21 protein-coding genes are annotated in these 22,202 nt (G+C 64.0%); 5 read left to right on the top strand and 16 right to left on the bottom strand.

Annotated elements, in window-relative coordinates:
- Positions 1-78: 78 nt before the first annotated feature.
- The 3 genes from AC04PH_RS06565 to AC04PH_RS06555 all read right to left on the bottom strand — a co-directional run bounded on the left by AC04PH_RS06565 (position 79) and on the right by AC04PH_RS06555 (position 1,719).
- Entirely contained in the window at positions 79-816 is a 738-nt protein-coding gene (locus AC04PH_RS06565; RefSeq protein WP_483064942.1) for a hypothetical protein, read from the bottom strand.
- Between the two features lie 85 nt (positions 817-901).
- On the bottom strand, positions 902-1,117 hold the full coding sequence (locus AC04PH_RS06560) for a hypothetical protein (protein ID WP_483064941.1): 216 nt from the start codon (positions 1,115-1,117) through the stop codon (positions 902-904).
- Complete coding sequence (locus AC04PH_RS06555; RefSeq protein ID WP_483064940.1) at positions 1,114-1,719, bottom strand: riboflavin synthase; 606 nt, start codon at positions 1,717-1,719, stop codon at positions 1,114-1,116. The genes AC04PH_RS06560 and AC04PH_RS06555 overlap by 4 nt, the downstream gene beginning before the upstream one ends.
- A 158-nt stretch (positions 1,720-1,877) precedes the next feature.
- Between AC04PH_RS06555 and AC04PH_RS06550 the strand changes: the two genes are divergently transcribed.
- Positions 1,878-3,164, top strand: a complete 1,287-nt coding sequence (locus AC04PH_RS06550) for a capsule biosynthesis protein (protein WP_483064939.1) — start codon at positions 1,878-1,880, stop codon at positions 3,162-3,164.
- On the opposite strand, the gene AC04PH_RS06545 is transcribed toward AC04PH_RS06550, so the two are convergent.
- The 11 genes from AC04PH_RS06545 to AC04PH_RS06495 form a co-directional block, all read right to left on the bottom strand.
- Complete coding sequence (locus AC04PH_RS06545) at positions 3,161-3,886, bottom strand: copper homeostasis protein CutC (RefSeq protein WP_483064938.1); 726 nt, start codon at positions 3,884-3,886, stop codon at positions 3,161-3,163. The genes AC04PH_RS06550 and AC04PH_RS06545 overlap by 4 nt on opposite strands.
- Positions 3,873-5,012 carry an N-acetylglucosamine-6-phosphate deacetylase gene (gene nagA, locus AC04PH_RS06540; protein ID WP_483064937.1) on the bottom strand — a complete coding sequence of 380 codons (1,140 nt, stop codon included), beginning with the start codon at positions 5,010-5,012 and terminating at the stop codon, positions 3,873-3,875. Before nagA ends, AC04PH_RS06545 begins: the two co-directional genes overlap by 14 nt.
- Positions 5,009-6,238 (bottom strand): class II D-tagatose-bisphosphate aldolase non-catalytic subunit, encoded by a 1,230-nt coding sequence (locus tag AC04PH_RS06535; protein ID WP_483064936.1) that lies wholly within the window; start codon positions 6,236-6,238, stop codon positions 5,009-5,011. The genes nagA and AC04PH_RS06535 overlap by 4 nt, the downstream gene beginning before the upstream one ends.
- Entirely contained in the window at positions 6,231-7,136 is a 906-nt protein-coding gene (locus tag AC04PH_RS06530) for an ROK family protein (protein ID WP_483064935.1), read from the bottom strand. Before AC04PH_RS06530 ends, AC04PH_RS06535 begins: the two co-directional genes overlap by 8 nt.
- Positions 7,133-8,185: an SIS domain-containing protein gene (locus tag AC04PH_RS06525; protein WP_483064934.1), complete on the bottom strand. Its 1,053-nt coding sequence runs from the start codon at positions 8,183-8,185 to the stop codon at positions 7,133-7,135. The genes AC04PH_RS06530 and AC04PH_RS06525 overlap by 4 nt, the downstream gene beginning before the upstream one ends.
- Entirely contained in the window at positions 8,182-9,186 is a 1,005-nt protein-coding gene (locus tag AC04PH_RS06520; protein ID WP_483064933.1) for an SIS domain-containing protein, read from the bottom strand. Before AC04PH_RS06520 ends, AC04PH_RS06525 begins: the two co-directional genes overlap by 4 nt.
- Positions 9,183-10,319 (bottom strand): Gfo/Idh/MocA family protein, encoded by a 1,137-nt coding sequence (locus AC04PH_RS06515; RefSeq protein WP_483064932.1) that lies wholly within the window; start codon positions 10,317-10,319, stop codon positions 9,183-9,185. Before AC04PH_RS06515 ends, AC04PH_RS06520 begins: the two co-directional genes overlap by 4 nt.
- On the bottom strand, positions 10,316-11,416 hold the full coding sequence (locus AC04PH_RS06510; protein WP_483064931.1) for an ABC transporter ATP-binding protein: 1,101 nt from the start codon (positions 11,414-11,416) through the stop codon (positions 10,316-10,318). The genes AC04PH_RS06515 and AC04PH_RS06510 overlap by 4 nt, the downstream gene beginning before the upstream one ends.
- 84 nt (positions 11,417-11,500) lie before the next feature.
- Positions 11,501-12,712 (bottom strand): ABC transporter substrate-binding protein, encoded by a 1,212-nt coding sequence (locus AC04PH_RS06505; protein WP_483064930.1) that lies wholly within the window; start codon positions 12,710-12,712, stop codon positions 11,501-11,503.
- A 26-nt stretch (positions 12,713-12,738) separates the two neighbouring features.
- Positions 12,739-13,581 carry a carbohydrate ABC transporter permease gene (locus AC04PH_RS06500; RefSeq protein ID WP_483064929.1) on the bottom strand — a complete coding sequence of 281 codons (843 nt, stop codon included), beginning with the start codon at positions 13,579-13,581 and terminating at the stop codon, positions 12,739-12,741.
- Positions 13,578-14,516: a carbohydrate ABC transporter permease gene (locus AC04PH_RS06495; protein ID WP_483064928.1), complete on the bottom strand. Its 939-nt coding sequence runs from the start codon at positions 14,514-14,516 to the stop codon at positions 13,578-13,580. The genes AC04PH_RS06500 and AC04PH_RS06495 overlap by 4 nt, the downstream gene beginning before the upstream one ends.
- Before the next feature lie 209 nt (positions 14,517-14,725).
- On the opposite strand from AC04PH_RS06495, the gene AC04PH_RS06490 reads away from it, so the two are divergent.
- From AC04PH_RS06490 to AC04PH_RS06475, 4 genes are all read left to right on the top strand, one after another.
- Positions 14,726-15,481, top strand: coding sequence for a GntR family transcriptional regulator (locus AC04PH_RS06490; RefSeq protein WP_483064927.1), 756 nt, complete (start codon positions 14,726-14,728; stop codon positions 15,479-15,481).
- A gap of 1 nt (position 15,482) precedes the next feature.
- A complete protein-coding gene (locus AC04PH_RS06485; RefSeq protein WP_483064926.1) occupies positions 15,483-17,282 on the top strand; it encodes a beta-N-acetylhexosaminidase in 1,800 nt (599 codons plus the stop codon).
- A 181-nt stretch (positions 17,283-17,463) separates the two neighbouring features.
- Positions 17,464-18,609 (top strand): polysaccharide biosynthesis/export family protein, encoded by a 1,146-nt coding sequence (locus tag AC04PH_RS06480; RefSeq protein WP_483064925.1) that lies wholly within the window; start codon positions 17,464-17,466, stop codon positions 18,607-18,609.
- Positions 18,610-18,613: 4 nt separating this feature from the next.
- On the top strand, positions 18,614-20,650 hold the full coding sequence (locus AC04PH_RS06475; RefSeq protein ID WP_483064924.1) for a capsular polysaccharide biosynthesis protein: 2,037 nt from the start codon (positions 18,614-18,616) through the stop codon (positions 20,648-20,650).
- Here AC04PH_RS06475 and ribD read toward each other — a convergent pair.
- Together ribD and nrdR are read right to left on the bottom strand one after the other, a co-directional pair.
- Entirely contained in the window at positions 20,647-21,732 is a 1,086-nt protein-coding gene (gene ribD, locus AC04PH_RS06470) for a bifunctional diaminohydroxyphosphoribosylaminopyrimidine deaminase/5-amino-6-(5-phosphoribosylamino)uracil reductase RibD (RefSeq protein WP_483064923.1), read from the bottom strand. The two genes, AC04PH_RS06475 and ribD, sit on opposite strands and share 4 nt — an antisense overlap.
- A complete protein-coding gene (gene nrdR / locus AC04PH_RS06465; RefSeq protein ID WP_483064922.1) occupies positions 21,729-22,196 on the bottom strand; it encodes a transcriptional regulator NrdR in 468 nt (155 codons plus the stop codon). The genes ribD and nrdR overlap by 4 nt, the downstream gene beginning before the upstream one ends.
- Positions 22,197-22,202 lie beyond the last annotated feature (6 nt).

Raw genomic sequence — 22,202 nt, 5'->3', positions numbered from 1 at the left:
TCCGCCAGATAGCCCAGACGCGACGGGTTGAAAAGGCACTGATGCGGCAGGTGACATCGCGGTGCCGGAGCGGGCAGCCTAGTCAGGGCAGTTCGATGGCAAGACGGAAAAGCGGGTGGAACAGGTGACCCATTCCGCATCTGGTTCGTCAAAGCGGCGATAACGCACGACCTCCTCGACCCTGATTTTCTCGTTCGCGGGATCATCTGCCCAGTAGACGGTATAGGCCCGGAGCGGCAGGCCCAGTTCATCGTCGAACAAGAGCGTTTGCGCCCACGCCATCTTTCGCCCGACGGTCCCGTCGTTGTCCCGGAACAGGCGAATGAGCCACAGGTCCTCGTTTTCGGTGGGCAACGACAAATACCGCACGCAGCATTCCAGATCGATCCGGTAGGTGAAGTCGGCCGGCCAATCGGGCGACACCCATTCCTCGCGCCATTGCATGTGTTCCGCGCCCTCGGCCAGGGGGAACATGACACCCGTCACATCTGTCTGGATCGGTGTTTCGTAGACGGTAAAATCCGGCGTCTCCGACCTGATCTGATCGCGCGGGACGCTCAGCTTGCGGGTGGTCAGCGGCCAGGGATCATACACATCCGCAAGGCACTGCGTGTGACCATCCATGCATTCAATCTGCACGAAGCCCGCGTCACCCAGCGGCAGAAAGATCCAGCGCCCCCGCGTCTTTCCCTCTTGCGGTGCTGTGGGGAAATTGCGGACGAATTCCAGTTCCATCGGAAAGCGGTTCAGGTCCTGCGCGGCCAGTGGTGTGGCGCAGCACAATATGAGAATGGCACCCAAAAACTGCTTTATCATATGAAAACCCGAAAATGACATCGCCAAGAATAGAAGCCAGTCTTGTCGGGACAGCCCCTCGGGTCAAGTTCGATCGGCGGCTGGCTCAGGCAGAGAGCCAGGCGACCTGTGTTTTCGCGGCCTGCAAGGCCTGCGCATAGGACGGATAGACCTGCGGCAGTCGCTGCGACAGCTTGCGCCACGCGGCATCTGCATCGCGCGCGCATTCGCGGAAGGCAAAGCCTTCGTCCTCAGTCCGCAAGATATCGACGCAGCGATCCCCTGCCGCGGCTTCCAGTGAAACGACGACCTTGGCTTTCATGTGTCATACTCCCTCAGCCGCGCGACGTAGCGGGCCATCGTGTCGATTTCCAGATTGACGAAATCCGCGATCTTGACGTCACCCCAGGTCGTCGCCTGCTTGGTGTGCGGAATGATGTTGACGCCGAAGTCCGCACCATCGACATCGTTGACGGTCAACGACGTGCCGTTCAACGCCACCGAGCCCTTCGGTGCGATGAAGCGCGCCAATGCGTCCGGCGCGCGGAAGGTGAAACGGGTGCTGTCGCCCTCGTCAGCGATTGCGATCACCTCCGCCACACCGTCGACATGGCCCGACACGATATGCCCGCCCAACTCGTCCCCGACCTTGAGCGCGCGCTCGAGGTTCAGGCGCTTACCGACAGGCCAGTGATTGCGGCCGATATTCGTTGCGCCCACGCTTTCGGCCGAAATCTCGACGTCGAACCAGTTTTGCGGGGCGTCGCCCAGCGCGATCACCGTCAGGCACACGCCGTCACAGGCGATGGAGGCACCGATGTCGATGCCCACGATATCGTAGGCCGTGCCGATCCGCGCGCGCAGGTCGCCGCGCTGCTCGGTCTCCAGCACGCGACCGATATCGGTGATAATCCCTGTGAACATGCCCCCGCCTTATGGTCACAATGGTTAATAACGTGTTCATGTGCCTACCCTTTTGGGCATGACGACACAAGTTGCGGGCTAGGCAGTTCGCCTCATTTCTGCCAGATCGGGGTGATACAGACTGTTTCCACACGCCATCCCGCAGGTGACATGCCCCCGTGACCGATCCAACCGACCGCCATTTCCTGTTTCTGCAAGGCCCGCACGGCCCCTACTTTCACAAGTTGGGCAAGATGCTGCGCGCGGCGGGTGCAAAGGTCTGGCGAGTGGGGTTCAACGCGGGCGACCGGGCGTTCTGGTTCGGCAGCCCCGGGTATATCGCCTATCGTGGCAAGCCAGAGGATTGGGCCGATACCTTTACCGCACTGGTCAACGACCACGCCATCACCGACATCGTGCTTTACGGCGACACCCGGCCTATTCACGCGCAGGCAGTGACGTTGGCCAAGGCCGCCGGGCTGCGGGTGCATGTGTTCGAGGAAGGCTACATGCGACCCTATTGGGTGACATACGAGCGTGGCGGCACGAACGGCCATTCGCGGTTGATGGACATGACGATACAGGAGATGCAGCAGGCCCTTGCCATGTCGGACCTCGAAGTGCCGACACCGCCGTCACATTGGGGCGACATGCGTCATCACGTCTTTTACGGCGCGCTTTACCATTGGTTCGTGATGTTTCGAAACCGCGACTACCGCAACTTCGCCCGCCACCGCGAACTGCCTGTCGCGACCGAAGCCTGGCTTTACACCAAGCGGTTGCTGCTCATGCCCTTCATCGCGCTGGATCGGCGGATCGCCACGATGCGCATCCGCTTCGGCGGCTTTCCCTATCACCTCGTCCTGATGCAGCTGGAACATGACGCCAGTTTCCAGACGCATTCCCCCTTCACCCGGATGGAGGAATTCGTGGCCGTAGTGATGAAAGGTTTTGCCAAGGGCACGCCGCGTCATCATCATCTCGTCTTCAAGGCGCATCCGCTCGAAAACGGCCGGTCGCCCCTGCGCAAGATCATCCGCGATCTGGCGCGCAAACACGGCGTCGAAAAGCGGGTGCACTACGTCCGCGGCGGCAAGCTGGCGCAACTGCTCGACAATGCACGTACTGCGGTGACAGTGAATTCCACCGCCGGGCAACAGGTGCTGTGGCGCGGCATCCCGCTGAAGGTGTTCGGCGATGCCGTCTATTCCAAGCCGGAGTTCGTGTCCGAGCAGACCCTGCCGCAGTTCTTCGCCCAGCCGACACGCCCCAACAGCAAGGCCTATCGCGACTATCGCCGGTTCCTTTTGGAAACCAGCCAGATCCCCGGCGGTTTCTATGCCGCGCGCGGGCGGCGGCAGTTGCTCCGACAGGTCGTCGACATGATGCTGGCGGATGAAGACCCCTATGACGCGCTGAAAGCGGGGCGCACGCCGCCGCGCCAGCCGCTGCGGGTCGTGACCTAGGCCAACCGGTCGACCGCCGCGCGCATCCGCGCGACCTCTGCCCTGTCCGTGCGGCGGTGTTCGGTCCCGAACCCAAGTGCGGCCACCTGCCCGGTAGTCGGCGTCGCCGTGGCACAGGACGCGTGAAAGGCCCGGATGCCGGTTGCCGCCGCGATGGTCGCAATATTATCGCTGGTCACGCCGGACCCGGCCATAATCGTGATCCGGCCCGCCGCCACCGCTTGCATCCGGGCCAGCGTTTCGATTCCGTCAGGGGCCTTCGCTGCCCCGCCCGATGTCAGAATGCGGGCGAAACCGAGGTCGACAGCGACCTCGACCCCGGCAAACGGATCGTCGGTCACGTCGATGGCACGGTGCAGCGTGATCTCCAGACTGCTGGCGGCTGCGATCATCGCCTCAAGCGCCGGCACGTTCAGCGCCCCGTCCCGCACCGCCCCGATCACGACACCCTGCAATCCCACATCGCGCGCGGCGCGGATATCATCGCAAATCACCTGCAACTCGGCAGCGTCAAAGGTGAAATCGCCGGTGCGGGGGCGGATCAGGGCGTGGATGTTTTGCCCGCTGTCCCGCGCCGCCCGCATCAGTCCCGGCGTCGGCGTCAGCCCGCCCAGCGCCAACCCGCTGCAAAGCTCGATCCGATCCGCCAGCCCGTCACAGGCGGTCAGTCCGGCGACCGTGTCGATACAGACTTCCAGCGAGGCGGAACTACTCCGCAGCATCGATCTTTGTCTGCCCGCCAATCAGGTCGCCCAATGTGCCGGTCACGGCGAGCGCATCGTCGAGGATCAACAGATCGCTGATCGCCCGCCCGACAGGATTGGCAAGCTGCGGCTGTCCGATCACCGTTGCAGGCACGGTCACCGCCATTTTCAGGGCCTGCGCGGTGGACGCCCCCGCATGCGCGACCAGCCGTTGCACGCCCTGCGCCTGCGTCACATGGGCGCCCGCCAGATTGCCTTCGGAGTTGATCAGGCGCCCCTTTTTGAGGCGGACCGGGCGGCCATAAAGATCAAAGCTGTCCGGCCCGCCGATGGTCGCCATGGCGTCCGACACCAGAAATGCCCGGTCGGCATCGGCGGCGAGGGCAAGCGCAAGCCGCACCATGCGGTAGTCGACGTGATGCCCGTCGCAGATGATGCCGAAATGCACATCACCCCCAAGGATCGCGCCGACGGCACCCGGCGCGCGACTTTGCATCGGCGACATGGCGTTGAAAAGATGCGTACCGCATCGCGCACCCGCTGCGATTGCGGCCTCGACCGCATCCGCGCTGGCGTCGGTGTGACCCAACGACACGACCGTACCCATTGCGGCCAGATGTGCGATCTGATCGTTCGTCGTGTTCTCGGGGGCGACCGTGATCATCACAGGCACCCCGGTTTCACGCAGCCGTTGCACGGCGCTCATCGTGTAATCGTCCATCGGGCGGATGAACTGCGGATCGTGCGTGCCGCGTCGTGCGACCGCGATATGCGGACCCTCGATATGCAATCCGATCACGCCGGTATCGCCCCGTGCCGCAATCGCGGCGTTCACCGCCTGGTCCAGCACCTCCCTGCGATCCGTGATTACCGTGGGCATGACGGCCACCGTCCCGAACCGCCGATGCGCTGCAGCGATTGTCGCCATGCCTGCCTGTGTCGGGGTGGAGTTCAGTTGCACACCGCCGCCACCGTTCACCTGCAGATCGATATATCCCGGCGTGACCATTCCCGACACGGTGGTTGCATCAGGTCGGGCATCGGATAGATCGGCGACACGACCGTCCTCCAGCCGCAGGCTGACGTCGGTGACGATATCCTGCCCGTCGAACAGGCGCGCCGGTGTGATCCAGTGATCGGTCATGCGGCCTCGTCAAAGAAATAGGGGGCCAGTGCAAGCTCTATCTGCGCGTCGATCAGCCGCTGCACCTGTGGGCCGGGCAGGTCTTCGGCGCGGGCCAGCACGGCGGGCGCAAAGACCTCTGCCAGCCGGTCTTCGGGGATGGTCCGGTCAAACTCTGCGCGCAGTGCCGCGACAGCCGCTTGCGCTGCCGGATGCGGCCAGTAATAGCGGATACGATCCGCGAGGCCAAAGTGGCGCTGTCGATAGAGGGCATGCGCATCACCGTGGTAGTGACCCTGCCAGTGACCGGGTTCGGCGCACATGATCTGCTCCATCGTACGCTGCGACTCGCCCGGCTGGTCGCGCAATTCATCCAGCGCGTAAAGCGCCTGTCGGTAGGCGAAGGTCAGCGCCGGACCGACCTTTTGAAACGCGAAGCCAAGTGCGGCAAGCCGTGGGAAGGCCGCGTGTTTCTGGTAGTCAGTCGAATGCGCCTCAAAGCACACACCCGGATGGTCGGCCAGTGCGGAAAGAAACCCCGGATCGCGGTCCAGCGGCAGGTGGTGAACGGCGGTGGGGCTGAACTCCACCCCCGGCTGAACGACCAATCCACCGATCAGCGGCGCAAGCTCACCGAACGCAGCATCGTGCGCGGCCAGCGTGGCACGAGCTGCGGCGGCATCAGTCGGGGGGATGTCGCCATCCTCGTCGGCGCGTGCGCCTCCCGGGGGCGGCACCTCGGTGCCGACGACGAACAGCAGGTCAGCGGCCTCCTCCGCGCAGACCCGCGCAAGATCGGCGGAGCGGGCAGCGGTTTGGGCGTCGTCCAGTTGCGCCGCCTCGCCCACGCAGCCTTCGGAGCAGTCCAGATGAATCTTGCGGAAACCGGCGCGCACATAGTCACGCACCAAAACCCGCGCCTTGGCCATGGCGGTTTCCGCATCCTGCGCGCGCCAGGCCTGCGGCCCGAGGTGGTCACCGCCAAAGACGATGCAATCACGGTCGGCTTCCGCCTCGTCCGCCAGCCCGTGCACATAAGCGATGAAGCGATCCGGCGTGATCCCGGTATAGCCGCCGTCCTGATTGACCTGGTTCGAGGTCGCCTCGATCACGACATGCCGGTTCTGCCGCGCGGCCATGCGGATCGACGCGCGCAGCACGTCCGGTTGCGCGGAACAGACCGAGGGGATCGCCACGGCGGCCCCGGCCCGGTTCCGGGCGATGATGTCGCGCAATATCTCAGGCACCCTGTTGCTCCTGCCATGCGGCATAGGCGGCCCCGCGCGCGCCGCTGGTGTCCCCGCCCTGCGCCAACACGACAGGCGGCACGTCGAAGTCGCCGATCTGCGCGTGGCGTGCGGCGGCACAGATCGCACCGGTCACGCCTGTAATATGGCTCAAGCCGCCGCCCAGCACGATCAGATCTGGATCGGCGGTCAGGGTGAGGGTGTGGATCAACTCGCCGGTCAGAGCGCACCACGCCTGCCAGACCTGCGCCATATCATCGGACCTGCGCGCGGCGATTTCGGGCGGAGTGACCGTCTGCCCGGTCAGGTCGAGCGCCATGCGCTGCAACCCCGGCCCCGCGATAAAGGTTTCGATGCAGCCCATGCGCCCGCAGCCGCAGCGATGGACCGGCAGGTCATAAGCCGCGACGATATGCGCGGGGGCTGCAGTATGGCCGAACTCGCCGCCGGTCAGCGTCGGCCCCTGCAGGATACTGCCGTCAACCGCGATCCCGCCGCCGACCCCGGTGCCGATGATCAGCGCCATCACGGTGCGCTTGCCCTTGCCGGACCCAAAGACGGCTTCAGACAGTGCCAGCGCACGGCAATCGTTGACATAGGTAACGGGTAGGCCCGCCGCCGCACCAATGTCGGCGGGAAAGGGCTTGCCGGTGGCGGGCAGGTTCGCGGTCAGCGTCAGTCCGGTGGCCGGATTGAGCAGCCCCGCCGCCCCGATGCCCACGGGGATGGCGGTCGAGGTCTGCGCTGTCGCCCAGCCGATCTGCTCCGCTACCGCCGCGACCAGCGCATCGTAGGTGTCTGGTGTCGGTATGCGGTGCCGTCCAACCTCGCGCCAGTCGTCGTCGAACAATTGCACTTCGATCTTGGTGCCGCCGATATCGACCCCTGCCGCCGTCATCTCGCCACCGGATAGAGCGTCACGCCCGATACCACCCGACTGAGCGTCGCCTGCCCGGCGAAGGGGTCATCGACGTTGAGACCCAGCGCGTCAGCCCAGATCACGCCGCGCACCTGTGCGGCGGCGATACACAGCGGCGCGGCCCAAGCGGCCCCATAGGGCATCGCCACGTCGATATCGCCACCCGGCCCGATGGTTTCGACGCGGGCCGCTGGAAACTGATCGCGCAACTCTGCCGCAAGATCGGCATCGTAGCGGCTGGTCGGCGCATCAGGGCTTGTGAAGAGCGTGATCGCCGTGCCTTCGGTGACAAAGGACTTCGGCCCGTGCCGAAAGCCCAGCGTGCTGTCCCACAGCGCCGGGATCTGCCCGGCAGAGAGTTCCATGACCTTCAGCGCCGCTTCGCGCGCGGCAAAGGTCAGCGGTCCAGCGCCGGTATAGACGATCCGGTCGGGGGGCGGCGCATCGGCGAGTTTCGGCAAGAGGCTTTCCAATTGATCTGCCAACGCCAACAGCCGCGCTGGCACATCGCAGGGCACATCGAACAGCGCCAGCGCTGTCAGCAGCATGGTGGAAAAGCTCGACGTCATGGCGAAGCCCGCATCATGCGTGGTGTTCGGCAGCAGGATCACCTTCTGCGGCCCCGGCCCCCCGCGCGTGGCGAGCGCCCCATCCCGGTTGCAGGTGATATTGAGGCGCGGCGCTTCGGGGGCCAGTGCGTCGAGCGCGTCCAGCGTGCCGATGCTTTCCGTGCTGTTGCCCGACCGGCCAAAGCTGACAACCAGAGGTTTGACGTCACGCAGCCTATGCTGCGGCCTTGCCACGATATCAGTCGTCGGAACGGACCGGACACCGGGCAATTCGGCGGCGAGGATATCACCGATATAAGCGCTTGTTCCCGCCCCACAAAACCAGACCTCGTCAAAAGTCTGCGCCGCGATCCAGCCGCGCAGACCCGCCACATCGAGCGTGCCGCCCCATTCGCGCCAGATCGCAGGCTGCTGATGAATTTCGCGCCACGTGGCCCATTTGCCCAGATCGCCGCTCATGTCGTCTGTGTCACTTTCGACAAAGTTTCCGGCGCGTCGGGATTCAGGCCCAGCGCCAGCGCCGTATTCAAGATGATCGGATACATCACCGCCAGCAGCAAAGCGGCGGCGGCGGCAGGCGGCAGGTCGCCAAGTCCAAGGTCGGACGGGCGGATGCGCAGCACGTTGCAATCCACGCCCCGGAACCGCTCTTCCGCCTCGTCCAGACTGTCCTGAATATGCGCCGACCCGGTATCGAGCATCAGCACCATCAGCGGGTTCGTGGCCAGTTGCAGCGGGCCGTGAAGCACTTCCGAACTGGAATAGGCCTCGGCATGGATCGCACAGCATTCTTTAAGCTTGAGCGCGATTTCATGGGCGGCACCATAGCCCGTATCGCGCCCGATGACATAGACATGGCGCGCGCGCAGCAGGGCCGATTGAACCTGTGCCGCCTTCGGATGCGTGGCGGGCAGGTCAGTCAGGGCGCTGACGGCGTCCTGCACGCTCTTTGAATAGGATGGTTTCATCGCGGTCAGCAGCGCCATGCCTGCAGCGATGGACCCGATCACCGTCTTGGTCGCCGGGACGGCACGTTCCGGCCCCGCTCCAATCGGCACGGTCAGCGCAGCCTCCGCCTCGACCTTGCTGTCCGGCACATTGGTGATCGCGATGACTTGCACCCCACCTTTCGCAGCCCCCTTGGCCGATTGCACCAGATCGTCGCTGGCACCCGACTGGCTGACGACGATGGCCGCCATCCCGTCCATCGCCACGCCGTTGCCCAGCGAAAAGACCGACGGCGGGATAGAGGTGACCGGGACACCCAGTTCGCGCATGAATTCATAGGCCAGAACGTTGGCCGCCGCATCCGACGACCCGCGCGCGATGGTATAGATCGCGCGGGGTGATACTCCCTGCGGCAAGGTCACATCCTGCCCCACAGTCTTGCAGAACACGTCCAGCGCCTGCGCGGCTTCGGCGGCCATCAGTGCGCCCGGGGCTGTCGTATGATCGGTCATGCCCGCAACCCGTAGCTGTCGAATTCCGCCCAGGTTTCGGACAGGTCGACCATCTGACCACTGATCCGCGCCTCGTCCAGCGCCATCGCGGCGAGACCGGCCTCCAGCGCGTCGACCACCCCCACCGGCAGGCTGTCCGCCTCGCCGCGCAGGAAGGCCGCGATGTCGTCCACCATCATGTGATCCGCGCCGTAGTGGGCCGAGGCGCGGGCGCTGTCCATTTGCGTGTAATCGTGATCGGCCAGCACGGTGCCGTCCCGCGCTGTGGCCTTCAGGTTACCGCGCACGAAATCGCCCTCCGCCATGCCCAGCGCGCCCATGATGCAGAACCGCCGGTGTTCGTCAGGCACGTTCAGATTGGTGTGGAACGCCAGCGAAGCTCCGCTTTCGTAGTGCAGGATGGCGGTCTGATAGTCGATGATGTCACCGTCGGATTGAAACGGGTCGTCGACACTTTCCCAGACGCTTTTCTTGCGGTGCATGATCTCGTTCTCTGTGTTCGACGTGGGGGCGAACTTTGGCAGGAACGACTTGCGCCCGCCAAAGCTTGCCACCCGCATGGGCCGTGAGTGGGTTACCATGTTGTAGATGTCGATATCGTGGCAGCATTTTTCCAGCATGAAGCCACCCGACCATTTCACCATCCGCCGCCAGTCGCGCATGAAGAACGCGCCGTGATAGGGGCCGATATGTTCGTTCGCCTCCAGCGACACGATTGGGCCGAGTTGGTCCAGCACCGCGCGCAGATCGACCATGTGCTGGGAATAGCGCAACACGAGGCCGACCATCACACGGTCGGTACCGTGTTCGGTCAGCAGCGCCGCCAGCTCCATCGTCTCTGCCTTGGTCGTCACGACCGGTTTTTCGGTGAATATCCGCACGCCCGCCGCAAGACCTGCCTTGATATGTTCCAGATGAAAACTGTTGGGTGAGCCCACGAAGAACAGATCGGGCCGCGTCTCTACCAGCATCTGATCGACGCTGTCGAACCGCGGCGTGTCACTTCCGATCATGTCCAGATGCGTCGGTTGCGGATCGTAGAACCCCACGAAATCCACCTCTGGCATCGCCTGTTTCAGGATCGACAGCACATGCCCCGCGCGCAGCCCGATCCCTGCGGTGACGACCCTCATGCGACAAGCGCCGGTGCGGATTTGCGGCGCAGCACGTCGCCCGCCGCGTTGAAGACATGGCAATCCGCCGGTGCCACGCCCAGGGTGATCGCCTCGCCCTCGCGCACCGCCGCGTCACCGGGCAGCGACGCGCAAAAGCGGACATCTCCCCCCACCGTGCCATAGGTGATCGACGCACCACCGAGCCTTTCCAGCACCCGCACGTCCACCTGCATCCCGTCAGGCGCGAGCGTCACGTTTTCGGGCCGCACGCCAACCTCGATCCGGTCGCCCTTGGATACGGTCGCGGAGTCAACAGGCAGCGTCATCCGATGCCCCCCGGCCAGTTCCACAGCGATCCCGGTCGCATCGGTGTCCTGCACCCGCGCGGGGATCAGGTTCATGTTCGGCTGACCGATGAAGGACGCCACGAATTTCGTTTTCGGGTGATGGTACAGCTCCATCGGCGTGCCGAATTGTTCGACCCGCCCCGCGTTCAGCACGACGATCCGGTCGGCCATCGTCATCGCCTCGATCTGGTCGTGGGTCACGTAGATCATCGTCGCGTCCAGAGAGCGGTGCAGTTGGCTCAGTTCCACCCGCATATCGCCCCGCAGGGCTGCATCTAGGTTCGACAGCGGTTCGTCGAACAAGAATACCTTGGGATTGCGCACGATGGACCGCCCGATAGCGACCCGCTGGCGCTGCCCGCCGGACAGTTGCCCGGGCTTGAGTTGCAGTTTGTCGGTCAGTTGCAGGATATCGGCGGCGCGCTGCACACGCTTGTCCATATCCGCCTGCGCCATCCGCTGCACCCGCAGCGGGAAGGCGATGTTCTCGTAAACGCTCAGATGCGGATAAAGCGCATAGGACTGAAACACCATGGAAATGCCCCGATCGACGGGGTGCGCATGGCTCACATCGTCGCCACCAATCATGATCTGGCCGGCACTCGCCTCTTCCAGCCCGGCGATGATCCGCAGCAACGTGGACTTGCCGCAACCCGACGGACCGACGAAGACCACGAATTCCTTGTCTTCGATGGCGAGGCTGATGTCGTGCAGGACCTTGGCCGCGCCGAAGGATTTGCTGATGGAAAGAAGGTCGAGCGTGGCCATGGCGTCCGCGTCCTGTCGTTGATTAATTCGGAAAGTATGGGAACGGGCGGCGGCGCACCGCCACCCGCACCGGGAGGAACCCCGTTAAAGCGCGTCGTCCAGTTCTTCAGCCGCGATCGTCACCAGATTGTCGACGGTGTCGTCTTCGAGGATGATACCCTGCACCATGTTGGTGAAGACGGACTGCAACGATTTGAAATCCTCGACCAGCGGCTCTGGCCCGCCTGTCGAAATCGTCGCGGTGAAGTTCGGCCAGATACCGTCCTTATAGTAAAGATCGGTTTTGCCCATCGCTTCGTAATCCAGGATCGGCGTCAGGCCCCAGCTACTGTCGAGGTCATACTGACTGTCGCCCGAGGTGATCCGCTGCGCCAATTCATGCGCCAGATCCTCGTGACCAGATCCCTTGAAGACCACGATGCTGTCGGTGATCAGGATCGACCCGCTTTCGCCAGATGGCCCGGCAGGCACCGGTGCGACAAGCTGGTTGATGTCTTCGTTATGCTGGCCGTAACCCCATGGCCCCTGCACATACATCGCGATCTGGCCGTCGTTGAACAGGTCCTTCAACTGGTCACGCTCCCATGCGGTGGGGCCTTCCTGCGCCACGCTGACCAGCTTGCCGTAGAATTCCAGCGTCTCGCGGGTTTCCTGACTGTCGAGCCGGTTTTCGCCGGTGTCGGGGTCGATGACCACACCGCCGTTGGAATACAGGTAGTTGAGGAACTGGTGCATCGTGTTGTCGAAGTCTTTGCCGGCAAGGCCGACACCGGCAGAATCCGTGTTGTCCACGACACCCTGCGCCATGGCATACATCTCGTCCCATGTCTTGGGTGCCACGCACTCCTGACCGGACTCCTCGATGATGTCACAGTTGATATAAAGCGCCTTGGTCGAGAATGCGTGCGGATAGCCCCACTGCTGGCCCTCGATGGTGACGGTGTTCAGCACACCGTCCTGATACATCACGTCGTCCTGGATTTGCGCGGGCACGATCAGATCGTTGTTGGCCAGCTGGCGCAACGTCCGGCTGCCCATATAGGCGATGGAGGGCGGGTCGCCCGCGGCGGCGAGCGTCAGCGACTTGTCCTGACAGGTCCCCCATGGCACGGCTTCCAGATTGACGGTCACACCGTCGTGGTCGGCGATGAACTGGTCGACGACCGCCTGATCGGCATCGCGCACCTCGCCACCGCACATGATGAAATGCAACTCCTGCGCGTGGGCGTCGGCCATTGCCATGCTCGCCCCGCTGGACAGCAGCGCCGCCCCCAATGTCAGTTTCATGATATTCATTGTCTTCTCCCTTTGGTTTTGGTCGGTCATTCCTTGACCGCGCCGGCCGTCAGCCCCGCGACAAGGTATTTCTGCAAGAACAGGAAAATCAGCATCACCGGCAGGACACCCACAAGGGCAGCCGCCATCATCTGATTCCACGTCACATCCTGATAGCCGATGAATTCGAACAGCCCCGCTGGCAGCGGCTGCAATTCGCGCTGCTGGTTGAAGGTGATCGCGAAAAGGAACTGCTGGGCATAGGCACCGATGAACACGGCGACACCCACCACGATCAGCCCCGGCACCGCCAGCGGCAGCACCACGCGGCGCAGCGTGTACATCCGCGAAGCGCCATCGACGAAGGCCGCCTCTTCCAGTTCGCGCGGGATCTTCTCCAGATAGGACCGCAGCAGCCAGATACCGGTGGGGATCAGGAACGCCACGCCGGGCACGATCATCGCCCAATAGGTATTCAGCAGCCCCATGGTGCGCAGCACACGGTAAAGCGGGATCAGCAGCACAGCGCCGGTAAACATATTGACGCCCAGAAAGATGCCCAGCGTCAGGTTCTTGAACGGAAAGTCGATCCGCGCATAAGCGTAGGCGGCGGGGATCACGAAGATCATCGTCAGACCCGTCACCATCCCCGCGATGAAGATCGAATTCAGGATATAGCGCCCCAGCAGCGGCACCGTGACCCACATATCGCTGTAGGCCTGAAAGCTGAAATCGTCGGACCAGAACTGATAAGGGCTGCGAAACAGATGCTCCAGCGGGCGCAGGGACGCCATGAACATCTCGAAGAACGGCAGCAGGATGAAGATCAGGAACACCGTGATCGCCAGATAAATGCCGGCCATCTGCAGCTTTGTATAACGGTCCATCATTTCTTGCCGCTCCCGTAGTGCTTGTTCACCTTGTTCAGGAAGTAAAGGTAGATCAGGCTGAACGTGCCGAGCAGGATCACGATGACCACGGCCCTTGCAGAGCCTTCGCCGAATTTGAAGTTGCTGATGGCGGTCTTGTAGGTGTCCACGATCAGGGTCGTGGTGGCGTTTCGCGGCCCGCCTTCGGTCAGGATCCAGATGATCTCGAAGCTGTTGAAGGTGAAGATCGCGGACAGCAGCGACATCGACACGATCACCGGCATGATCTGTGGGATCGTGATACGACGGAACCGGTAGAACCGGCTCGCCCCGTCGACATATGCTGCCTCGTACAGATCACGCGGCACGCCCTGCATCGCGGCCAGAAAGAACAGCGTGACCATCGGCGTGCCGACCCAGACATCGGTGACGACAGCGGAATAAAAGGCCGATTGCTTGTGCGCGAGGAATTCGAACGGCCCGTCGGTGATACCCAACTGCATCATCGTGCCGGACAGTATCCCGAAGTACCCGTTATAGAGCCACAGCCAACCGATACAGCCGATGGCGATCGGGATCACCCAGGGCGGCATCACCAGCACCCGGAACAACCCGCGCCCCGGCACGGCGGCGTTCAACAAGGTCGCGCCGATCAAACCCAGCACCAGCTTCAGAGCGACCGACAGGAACATCCAGTAGAATGTGCGCACGATGGTGTCGTGAAACTTGCGGCTATCCATGAGGTCGGCGTAGTTGGCCAGCCCCACGTATTCCTCACCGCCCAGATCGGCCTCCATGAACGACAGACGGATCGTTTCGGCCAGCGGCCAAGCGACGATCACGGCGATGAACAGCATGGCAGGGCCGATCAAAAGCCAGCCGAAAACACTTTCCGGCAGGACCTTGCCGCGTGTCGCCGCATGCGTGTCGGCCGGTGTCTGCACCGCGTCTGTCATCTGTGTCCCCCCAAAGGACGGCGAGGTCGAATCGCCTGTCTGAACCCAGATTATCGCACCTGACTATTTTTACTACCAGTTTAATACCAAAATATTTGACTTGCGTAGACCACTTGTTTTATTGAGGATAAACTGCGCAAGATCGGCCAAAATTGGTATGGCTTTTTAAAATTGGTATTTCTTTCTGATACCATCACGAAAGGGCAGGCATGGGCGATCTTCCGACAGGGCTTGCAGACCAGACCTGGTTTTCACCGGGTCGCGGCGCGCGCTACAAACAACTCGCCCGGCATATCACCGGCCTCATCACCTCAGGTGATCTCGCCCCGGACGATCAGCTCGCCTCCGAACGCGAGATCGCGGAGCGCGCGGGCATCAGCCGCGTGACGGTCCGCAAGGCCATCGCCGAACTGGTCGCCGCCGGCATGATCGAACAACGGCACGGGGCAGGATCTTTCGTCAAGGGACCCGGAGAGCGGTTCGAACAATCGCTGTCGTCACTGGTGTCCTTCACCGAAAACCTGCAGGCGCGCGGTATCGCGTCGTCCAGCCGCGTCCTGCTCAAGGGCCTGTTCCGCCCGACCCCGACCGAGGCCACGACGCTGGGTATGTCACCGCATCATCAGGTCGCGCGTATCCACCGGCTGCGCAGCGGTGACGGCGTGCCGATGGCGCTCGAACATTCGTCGCTGCCCGAAGACATCCTGCCCCGGCCCGACAAGGTCGCCGTGTCGCTTTACGAGGTGCTGCGCGCCCGTGGCACCGCCCCCACCCGCGCGATCCAGCGGGTCTCGGCGGTCAATGCCACGGCGGATATGGCCGCGCATCTGCAACTGGCCGAAGGGGCCGCCGTGCTGCAGATCGAACGCACGGGCTATCTCGCCTCCGGGCGGCCGATCGAATTCACCAGCGGCATTTACCGCTCTGACATCTACGATTTCGTCTCCGAACTCAGACTGGACTGACATGCACTATGACTGCCGCATCGCGGATGACCTGCTGATCTGCACGATCACTTCCGACCGCGCCCTCGCCGCACCGGTGTTCTGTTTCTCGGGCATGGCCCCGCTGGCACCCGTCTCGGGTGGCGATCTGCGATATGACCTCGGTAGCTATATCGAGGTTATCCTGCCGGACCTGACCGCCGGTCAGCCGCACGAGGTGCAACTGCGCTATGGCAAGGGCTATCGCCCCGCCAACCGTGCATGGATGCCGCTCGGCCCGTATCTGCGCGTCGAAGGCGAGGTGATCCCCCTGCCACCGACACCGGCGGGCCGTCGCGCACAGGCACCGGACGAAGCCCCTGCGTGGACCGGACTTCCGCTGGTGCCACAACCCGAAAGCTGGGCACCGACAGACGAAACCCTCACCACCGAAGGATTTGTCATTACCGATCCCGCCTTTGCCGCCGTCGCCGATCTGGCCGACCGGCAGGGCATGGCGTTTCGTGGCGATCAACCGGTGCGCTTTGTCGACGCCGCCCTGCCCGACGATGCCTACGACATCACCATCGCACCCGATGGCATCACCGTCGCCACAGGCTCCGACGGTGGGCGCTTTTATGCCGGCATCACCCTGCTCCACCTGCTGCAACACGGGCCCCTGCCCTGTGGCCACCTGACCGACCGTCCCCGTTTCACATGGCGCGGGCAGCATCTGGATACCGCGCGGCACTACTACGCCCCCGAAACGATCCTCGCTTTGCTCGACCTTATGGGGCTGCTGAAGCTGAACCGGTATCATTGGCATTTCGCCGATGACGAGGCGTTCCGCATCGAAATCGACAGCGTGCCCGCGCTTTGGCAAAAGGCCGCGCAGCGCGGCGAAGGCCAGACGCTTCCCGGACTTTTCGCCGGCGCACCCGTGCAGGGCGGCACATATGACAAGGCGACCGTGCGCCGGATCATCGCGCACGCCAAGGCCCTCAACATCGAAATCCTGCCGGAGATCGAGGCACCGGCCCACGCGCTGGCCATCACGACGATCTTCTCCGACACCCGCGACCCCGACGACACCGGCACGGAGAAATCCGTTCAGGGCTACGCCCGCAACGCGCTGAACCCCGCGATGCCGCAGACCTGGGACATTCTGGAGAAAATCACCCGCGAGATCGGCGACCTCTTTCCTTTCGGTCACATCCACCTCGGCTGTGACGAACTCCCCGAAAACACGTGGATGGGCAGCCCCCGTGCCCGGGCGTTGATGGAAGAGCATGGGCTTGAGACCACAAAGGACCTGCAGGGCTGGACCATCGCGAAACTGGCCGCCATCGCCGCCGCCAATGGCCAGCGTACTGCCGCATGGGAAGAAGCCGCGCAAGGTTGCCAGGGCGGGATCGGAAACAACGCAATCCTGTTCAGTTGGACCGGGCAAGGCCCGGGCCTCGATGCGGCGCGTGCAGGCTATGACGTGGTGATGACCCCGGCGCAGCACCTTTACTTCGACATGGCCCATACCGCCGACCCCGACGACTGGGGTGCAAGCTGGGCCGCGTTTATCGACGTGCCCGACACCGTCGACTGGGATCCGGTGCCCGATCCGGCCCTTCGGGACCGCATCATCGGGGTGCAGGGCGCGTTCTGGTCCGAATTCACGACCCGCGATCACGAGATGTGGCCGATGCTGATGCCGCGCATGTTGGGGCTGGCGGCCATGGCATGGCAAACCGCGCCGCCTGCGCCCGCCGATATCATCGCGCTGGCGCAGTTCTACCGCGTGGCGCAGGACGGCATCGTCACCATCGGCCCGAATCCGCCCCGCATCTAGGCAAGCCGAATTCCACCGCCCCAAAACCTTGTGCCACGGCAGGCCAAGCGCGACATCGCGGCAACACCTATTGTCTCCAAAGCCGGAACAGCCCTGCCCGCTGCTGGCTTTTGCACACGGATTCTCGTAGCTTAAAAGAAAAACCCGAGGCAGAATAATAACAGGTCGAGGAGACCGAGCAGTGAAAACCCTGACATTACGTCTGGCAAAAGGCGTGGCACTTGTGGTGTCCCTTGGCCTTGTGGCCTCGTGCGGATTGCCGCGTTCCGGCCCCAACAAAGCTGAAATTTTCTCTGGCTCCGTCCTTGAGCAGGGCGACGCCTTTATCCTGACGGTCGATGACCGCGTGAATACGATTGCGTCGGTGACACCTTCGCTGGGCTTTGCGGCCGGTTTCCGCAACGCGGGCGAACTGGGGTCCGACACGATCAATGCGGGCGATGTCCTGGGGCTGACGATCTGGGAGAACGTGCAGGACGGTCTGCTTGTTCCCACCGGACAGAACGCGACCGTACTGGAAGAGGTGCAGGTCGATGGCTCCGGCTTTATCTTCGTCCCCTACGCGGGGCGCATCCGCGCGGCAGGCAATACGCCCGAAGGCATCCGCCGCATCATCAGTGAAAAACTGTCCGAACAGACGCCCGATCCCCAGGTGCAGGTCCGGCGTCTGGCCGGTGACGGCTCTACCGTCTCCATCGTCGGTTCCGTCGGCGCACAGGGCGTCTATCCAATCGAGCGGCCCACCCGCACGCTCGCCTCTATGCTGGCCGCGGCTGGCGGCGTGTCGATCCGCCCCGAAATCGCGCAAGTCACCGTGACGCGCGGCAATCACACCGGCTCGATCTGGTTCGAGGACCTCTACGACCATCCCGGCCACGACATCGCCCTGCGCGGCGGCGACCGGATTTTTGTCGAGGAGGACACGCGCACGTTCACGGCACTGGGCGCGACGGGCGCACAGGATCGCGTGCAGTTCGAAAGCCAGACCATTTCCGCGGTCGAGGCGATCGCCCAGGTTGGCGGCCTGAACAGCAACCTCGCCGATCCAACCGGCGTCTTCGTCTTCCGCAACGAGCCAGAGGCGATCGCGAACCAGCTGGTCGGGCGCAACGACCTGATCGGCACCCAGCGCATCGTCTATGTGCTGGACCTGACAAAGCCAAACGGCATCTTCATGGCCCGCGATTTCGCGATCCGCGACGGTGATACGGTTTACGTGACAGAGGCCCCGTTCACCGAGTTCAACAAGACCATCGCCGCGGCGACGGGATCGCTGGGCGCGGTCAACACGCTGACCACGGCAACCAACACGCTCACCGGCAACTGACCCCATGCCGCACGGCACGACACCGACCGCCGCGGGGGAAACCCTGCGGCGGCTCTACGTTTACAACGGCGGTTTTCTGACCAAGCGCCGGATCAGGCGCATCCTCACGCTGGCGGGCTACGACATTTCCATTGGCAAACCCGGCCCGGGCGATCTGATCGGCGTCTGGGGGCAAAGCCCGACCGCACCGCGTGGCGAAGCGGTAGCCAAGCGCACGGACACACCGGTGCTGCGGGTCGAGGATGCGTTTCTACGGTCAGTCCTCACCGGGCGCGACGGCGACGACCCGCTCGGCCTGCATATCGACACACGCGGCGTGCATTTCGACGCGGCGACGAAATCCGATCTGGAAGCCCTGCTGTCCGAACACCCGCTCGATGATACGGCCCTTCTGACCCGTGCGCGGGCCTGCATGGCGCGACTGCAACGCGCACATCTGTCCAAATACAACGCCTTTGATCCCGCCGCCCCTGCCCCCGATCCCGGCTATGTCCTGGTCATCGACCAGACCCGCGGCGATGCCTCGGTCAAGGCCAGCGGCGCGGACCTCAATACCTTTCGCGAAATGCTGTTCTGCGCGCAGGAGGATCACCCCGGCGCGCGCATCGTCATCAAGACCCACCCGGAAACGCGCGCGGGGCACCGTGGCGGTTATTTCACGCAGGCCGACTGCAACGACCGCATCACGCTGAACGACGACGCGCTTTCGCCCTACGCGCTCTTCGACGGGGCCATCGGCGTCTATACCGTGTCCTCGCAAATGGGGTTCGAGGCGATCCTGACCGGCCACAAACCGGTCGTCTTCGGCCAACCGTTCTATATGGGCTGGGGTCTGACGGATGATCGCAAACCGCTTGACCGGCGGCAACGCAAGCTGACCCGCGCGCAACTCTTCGCCGCAGCGATGATCCTTTACCCGACATGGTACGACCCCTACCGCGACCGGCTCTGCCCGCTCGAAGACGCCATCGCCACGCTGGAGGCACAGGCCCGCGCCTGGCGCGAGGATCACCGCGGCTGGGTCGCGGCGGGCATGAAATTGTGGAAGCGCAAGCCGCTACAGGCCGTGTTCGGCGCACACAAACCAGTCGTCTTTGCAGAAGGCGACGAGGCCATCGCGCGCGCGGAGCAGGGAGACAAACGCCTCATGGTCTGGGCAGGCAAGACCACACCCGCGCTCGACACAGCAGGTGCCGTACGGGTCGAGGATGGCTTCCTGCGATCCCGTGGTCTCGGCGCGGACCTGATCGCGCCGCTATCCTTGGTCTGCGACGATCTGGGCATCTACTACGATCCGTCGCGCGAAAGCAGGCTGGAACGCTGTATCGCCGCCGCCGTCGATCTGCCGCAGGACGCCCGCGACCGCGCCGAAAGGCTGATCGCCCGGCTGAACGACCTGCGGCTGTCGAAATACAACACCGGTTCCGCTGCGGTGGCCTCCGGCCTGCCGCGCGGACGCCGCATCCTTGTGCCGGGACAGGTCGAGGACGATGCGTCGATCCGATGCGGCACGGCCGAGGTTTCGACCAATGCGGACCTGTTGAAAGCCGCGCGTGCCGCGAATCCCGCCGCCGTCCTCATCTACAAACCGCACCCGGACGTCGAAGCCGGGTTGCGCACCGGGGCCGTACCCGACGCCGCCGAGATCGCCGATCTGGTCCTGACGGAAACCGACGCAATCGCGGCGCTGGATTTGGTCGATACGGTCTGGACCATGACCAGCACCATCGGGTTCGAGGCGCTGTTGCGCGGCAAGCAGGTCACCTGTCTGGGCAACCCGTTCTATGCCGGCTGGGGCCTGACCGACGACCGCGCGATGCCGGTGACGCGGCGCAGTGCAACGCCGGACCTTGTGGCGCTCGTCCATGCGGTGCTGATCGACTACCCGCGCTATTTCGACCCGAAAACCGGCCCGCCCTGCCCGGTCGAAATCGCGGTCGAACGGCTCGCATCCGGTGACATTCCGCGCCCGTCGCGGATCAATCGAGTGACGGCAAAACTACAGGGCATCTTCGCCAGCTACGCGCATTTCTGGCGTTAGGGCCGCACCCAGCGTTGCATGATATCCGCGCCGACCCGGCGTTCTTCAGCCAGGCGGAACCGGGGTGCGTCGGCCAGTTTGCCCAACCCCATCGCGGCAAGCGCCGGTGTGCCTTCGGCACCGATAACCAGCCCGGCATGGAAAACGACCAGGGCGTCCACCACCCCGGCAGCCAGAAGCGACGCCGCCAGACCGCCGCCGCCTTCGCAGAACACACGGGTCAGCCCCAGCTCTGCCAGCGCCTGCAGTATTGAAGGCACGTCGATCTGGCTTTGGCTGACGGCACATGGGATCGACACGGCACCCTGCGCCGCCCAGGCCGCGGCGTCGGCCTGCGGCCCGTGACAGAGCCAGACCGGGGTTGCGACGGCGGTGCGCGCCAGTTTGCCGTCGGTCGGCAAGGCGAGGTTGCGGGACACGACCACGCGCACCGGTTGCCGGTCGACACCCAACCCCCGCACGGTCAGCGACGGATCGTCCGCGCGCACCGTGCCCGCGCCCACCATCACCGCGTCATGCCGCGCCCGCATCATGTGCACGGCACGTCGCGCCTCGGGTCCGGTGATCCACTGGCTTTCGCCGCTGGCGGTGGCGATTCGACCGTCCAGCGTGCAGGCCAGCTTCAATGTCAGGAACGGGCGTTGCCGGGTCACACGACCAAAAAACCCGGCGTGATCGGCATTTGCCTGATCGGCCAGACAGCCAACATCCACGACGATTCCCGCGTCTTGCAGCATTTCGATGCCCTTGCCCGCGACACGCGGATCGGGGTCGGTGGTCGCCACGACCACGCGCGCGACACCAGCAGCGATCAGCGCCTCCGCACAGGGCGGTGTCTGTCCATGATGCGCACAGGGTTCCAGCGTGACATAGACCGTCGCCCCCTGCGCATCGCCCGCCTGCGCCAGCGCCACAGTTTCGGCATGCGGTCTGCCCCCATCCGCCGTCCAGCCGCGCCCGATGATCACACCATCGCGCACGATCACGCAACCGACCGCCGGGTTCGGCCAGACGCGCCCCATCCCGCGCCGGCCCAGCGACAGGGCCAGCGCCATGAAGCGCGCGTCGTCCGCGAGTGTCACGATTCCGATTTCTGGTCCGGCCGCAGTTCGGAGACGAATTTGTCGAAGTCATCGGCCGCCTGGAAATTCTTGTAGACGCTGGCGAACCGCACATAGGCCACGGTATCGATCCGCGCGAGGCTTTCCATCACGATCTCGCCGATGGTCGTGGATTTGATGTCGGTCTCGCCCATGCTTTCCAGTCGCCGCACGATGCCGGAAATCATCTGGTCCATCCGCTCCGGCTCTACCGGGCGTTTCTGCAGCGAAATGCGGATCGAACGTTCCAGCTTGTCACGGTCGAAATCCTCGCGCCGGCCGTTCGATTTGATCACCACCAGATCGCGCAGCTGCACGCGCTCGTAAGTGGTAAAGCGTCCGCCGCAGGCCGGGCAGAACCGCCGCCGCCGGATGGCGACGTGATCTTCGGCCGGACGGCTGTCTTTCACCTGGGTATCGACGTTTCCGCAAAAGGGGCAACGCATGTCCTG

Source organism: Yoonia sp. KMU-150, from assembly GCF_056858355.1.
This window is presented reverse-complemented; position numbering and strand designations above follow the sequence as displayed.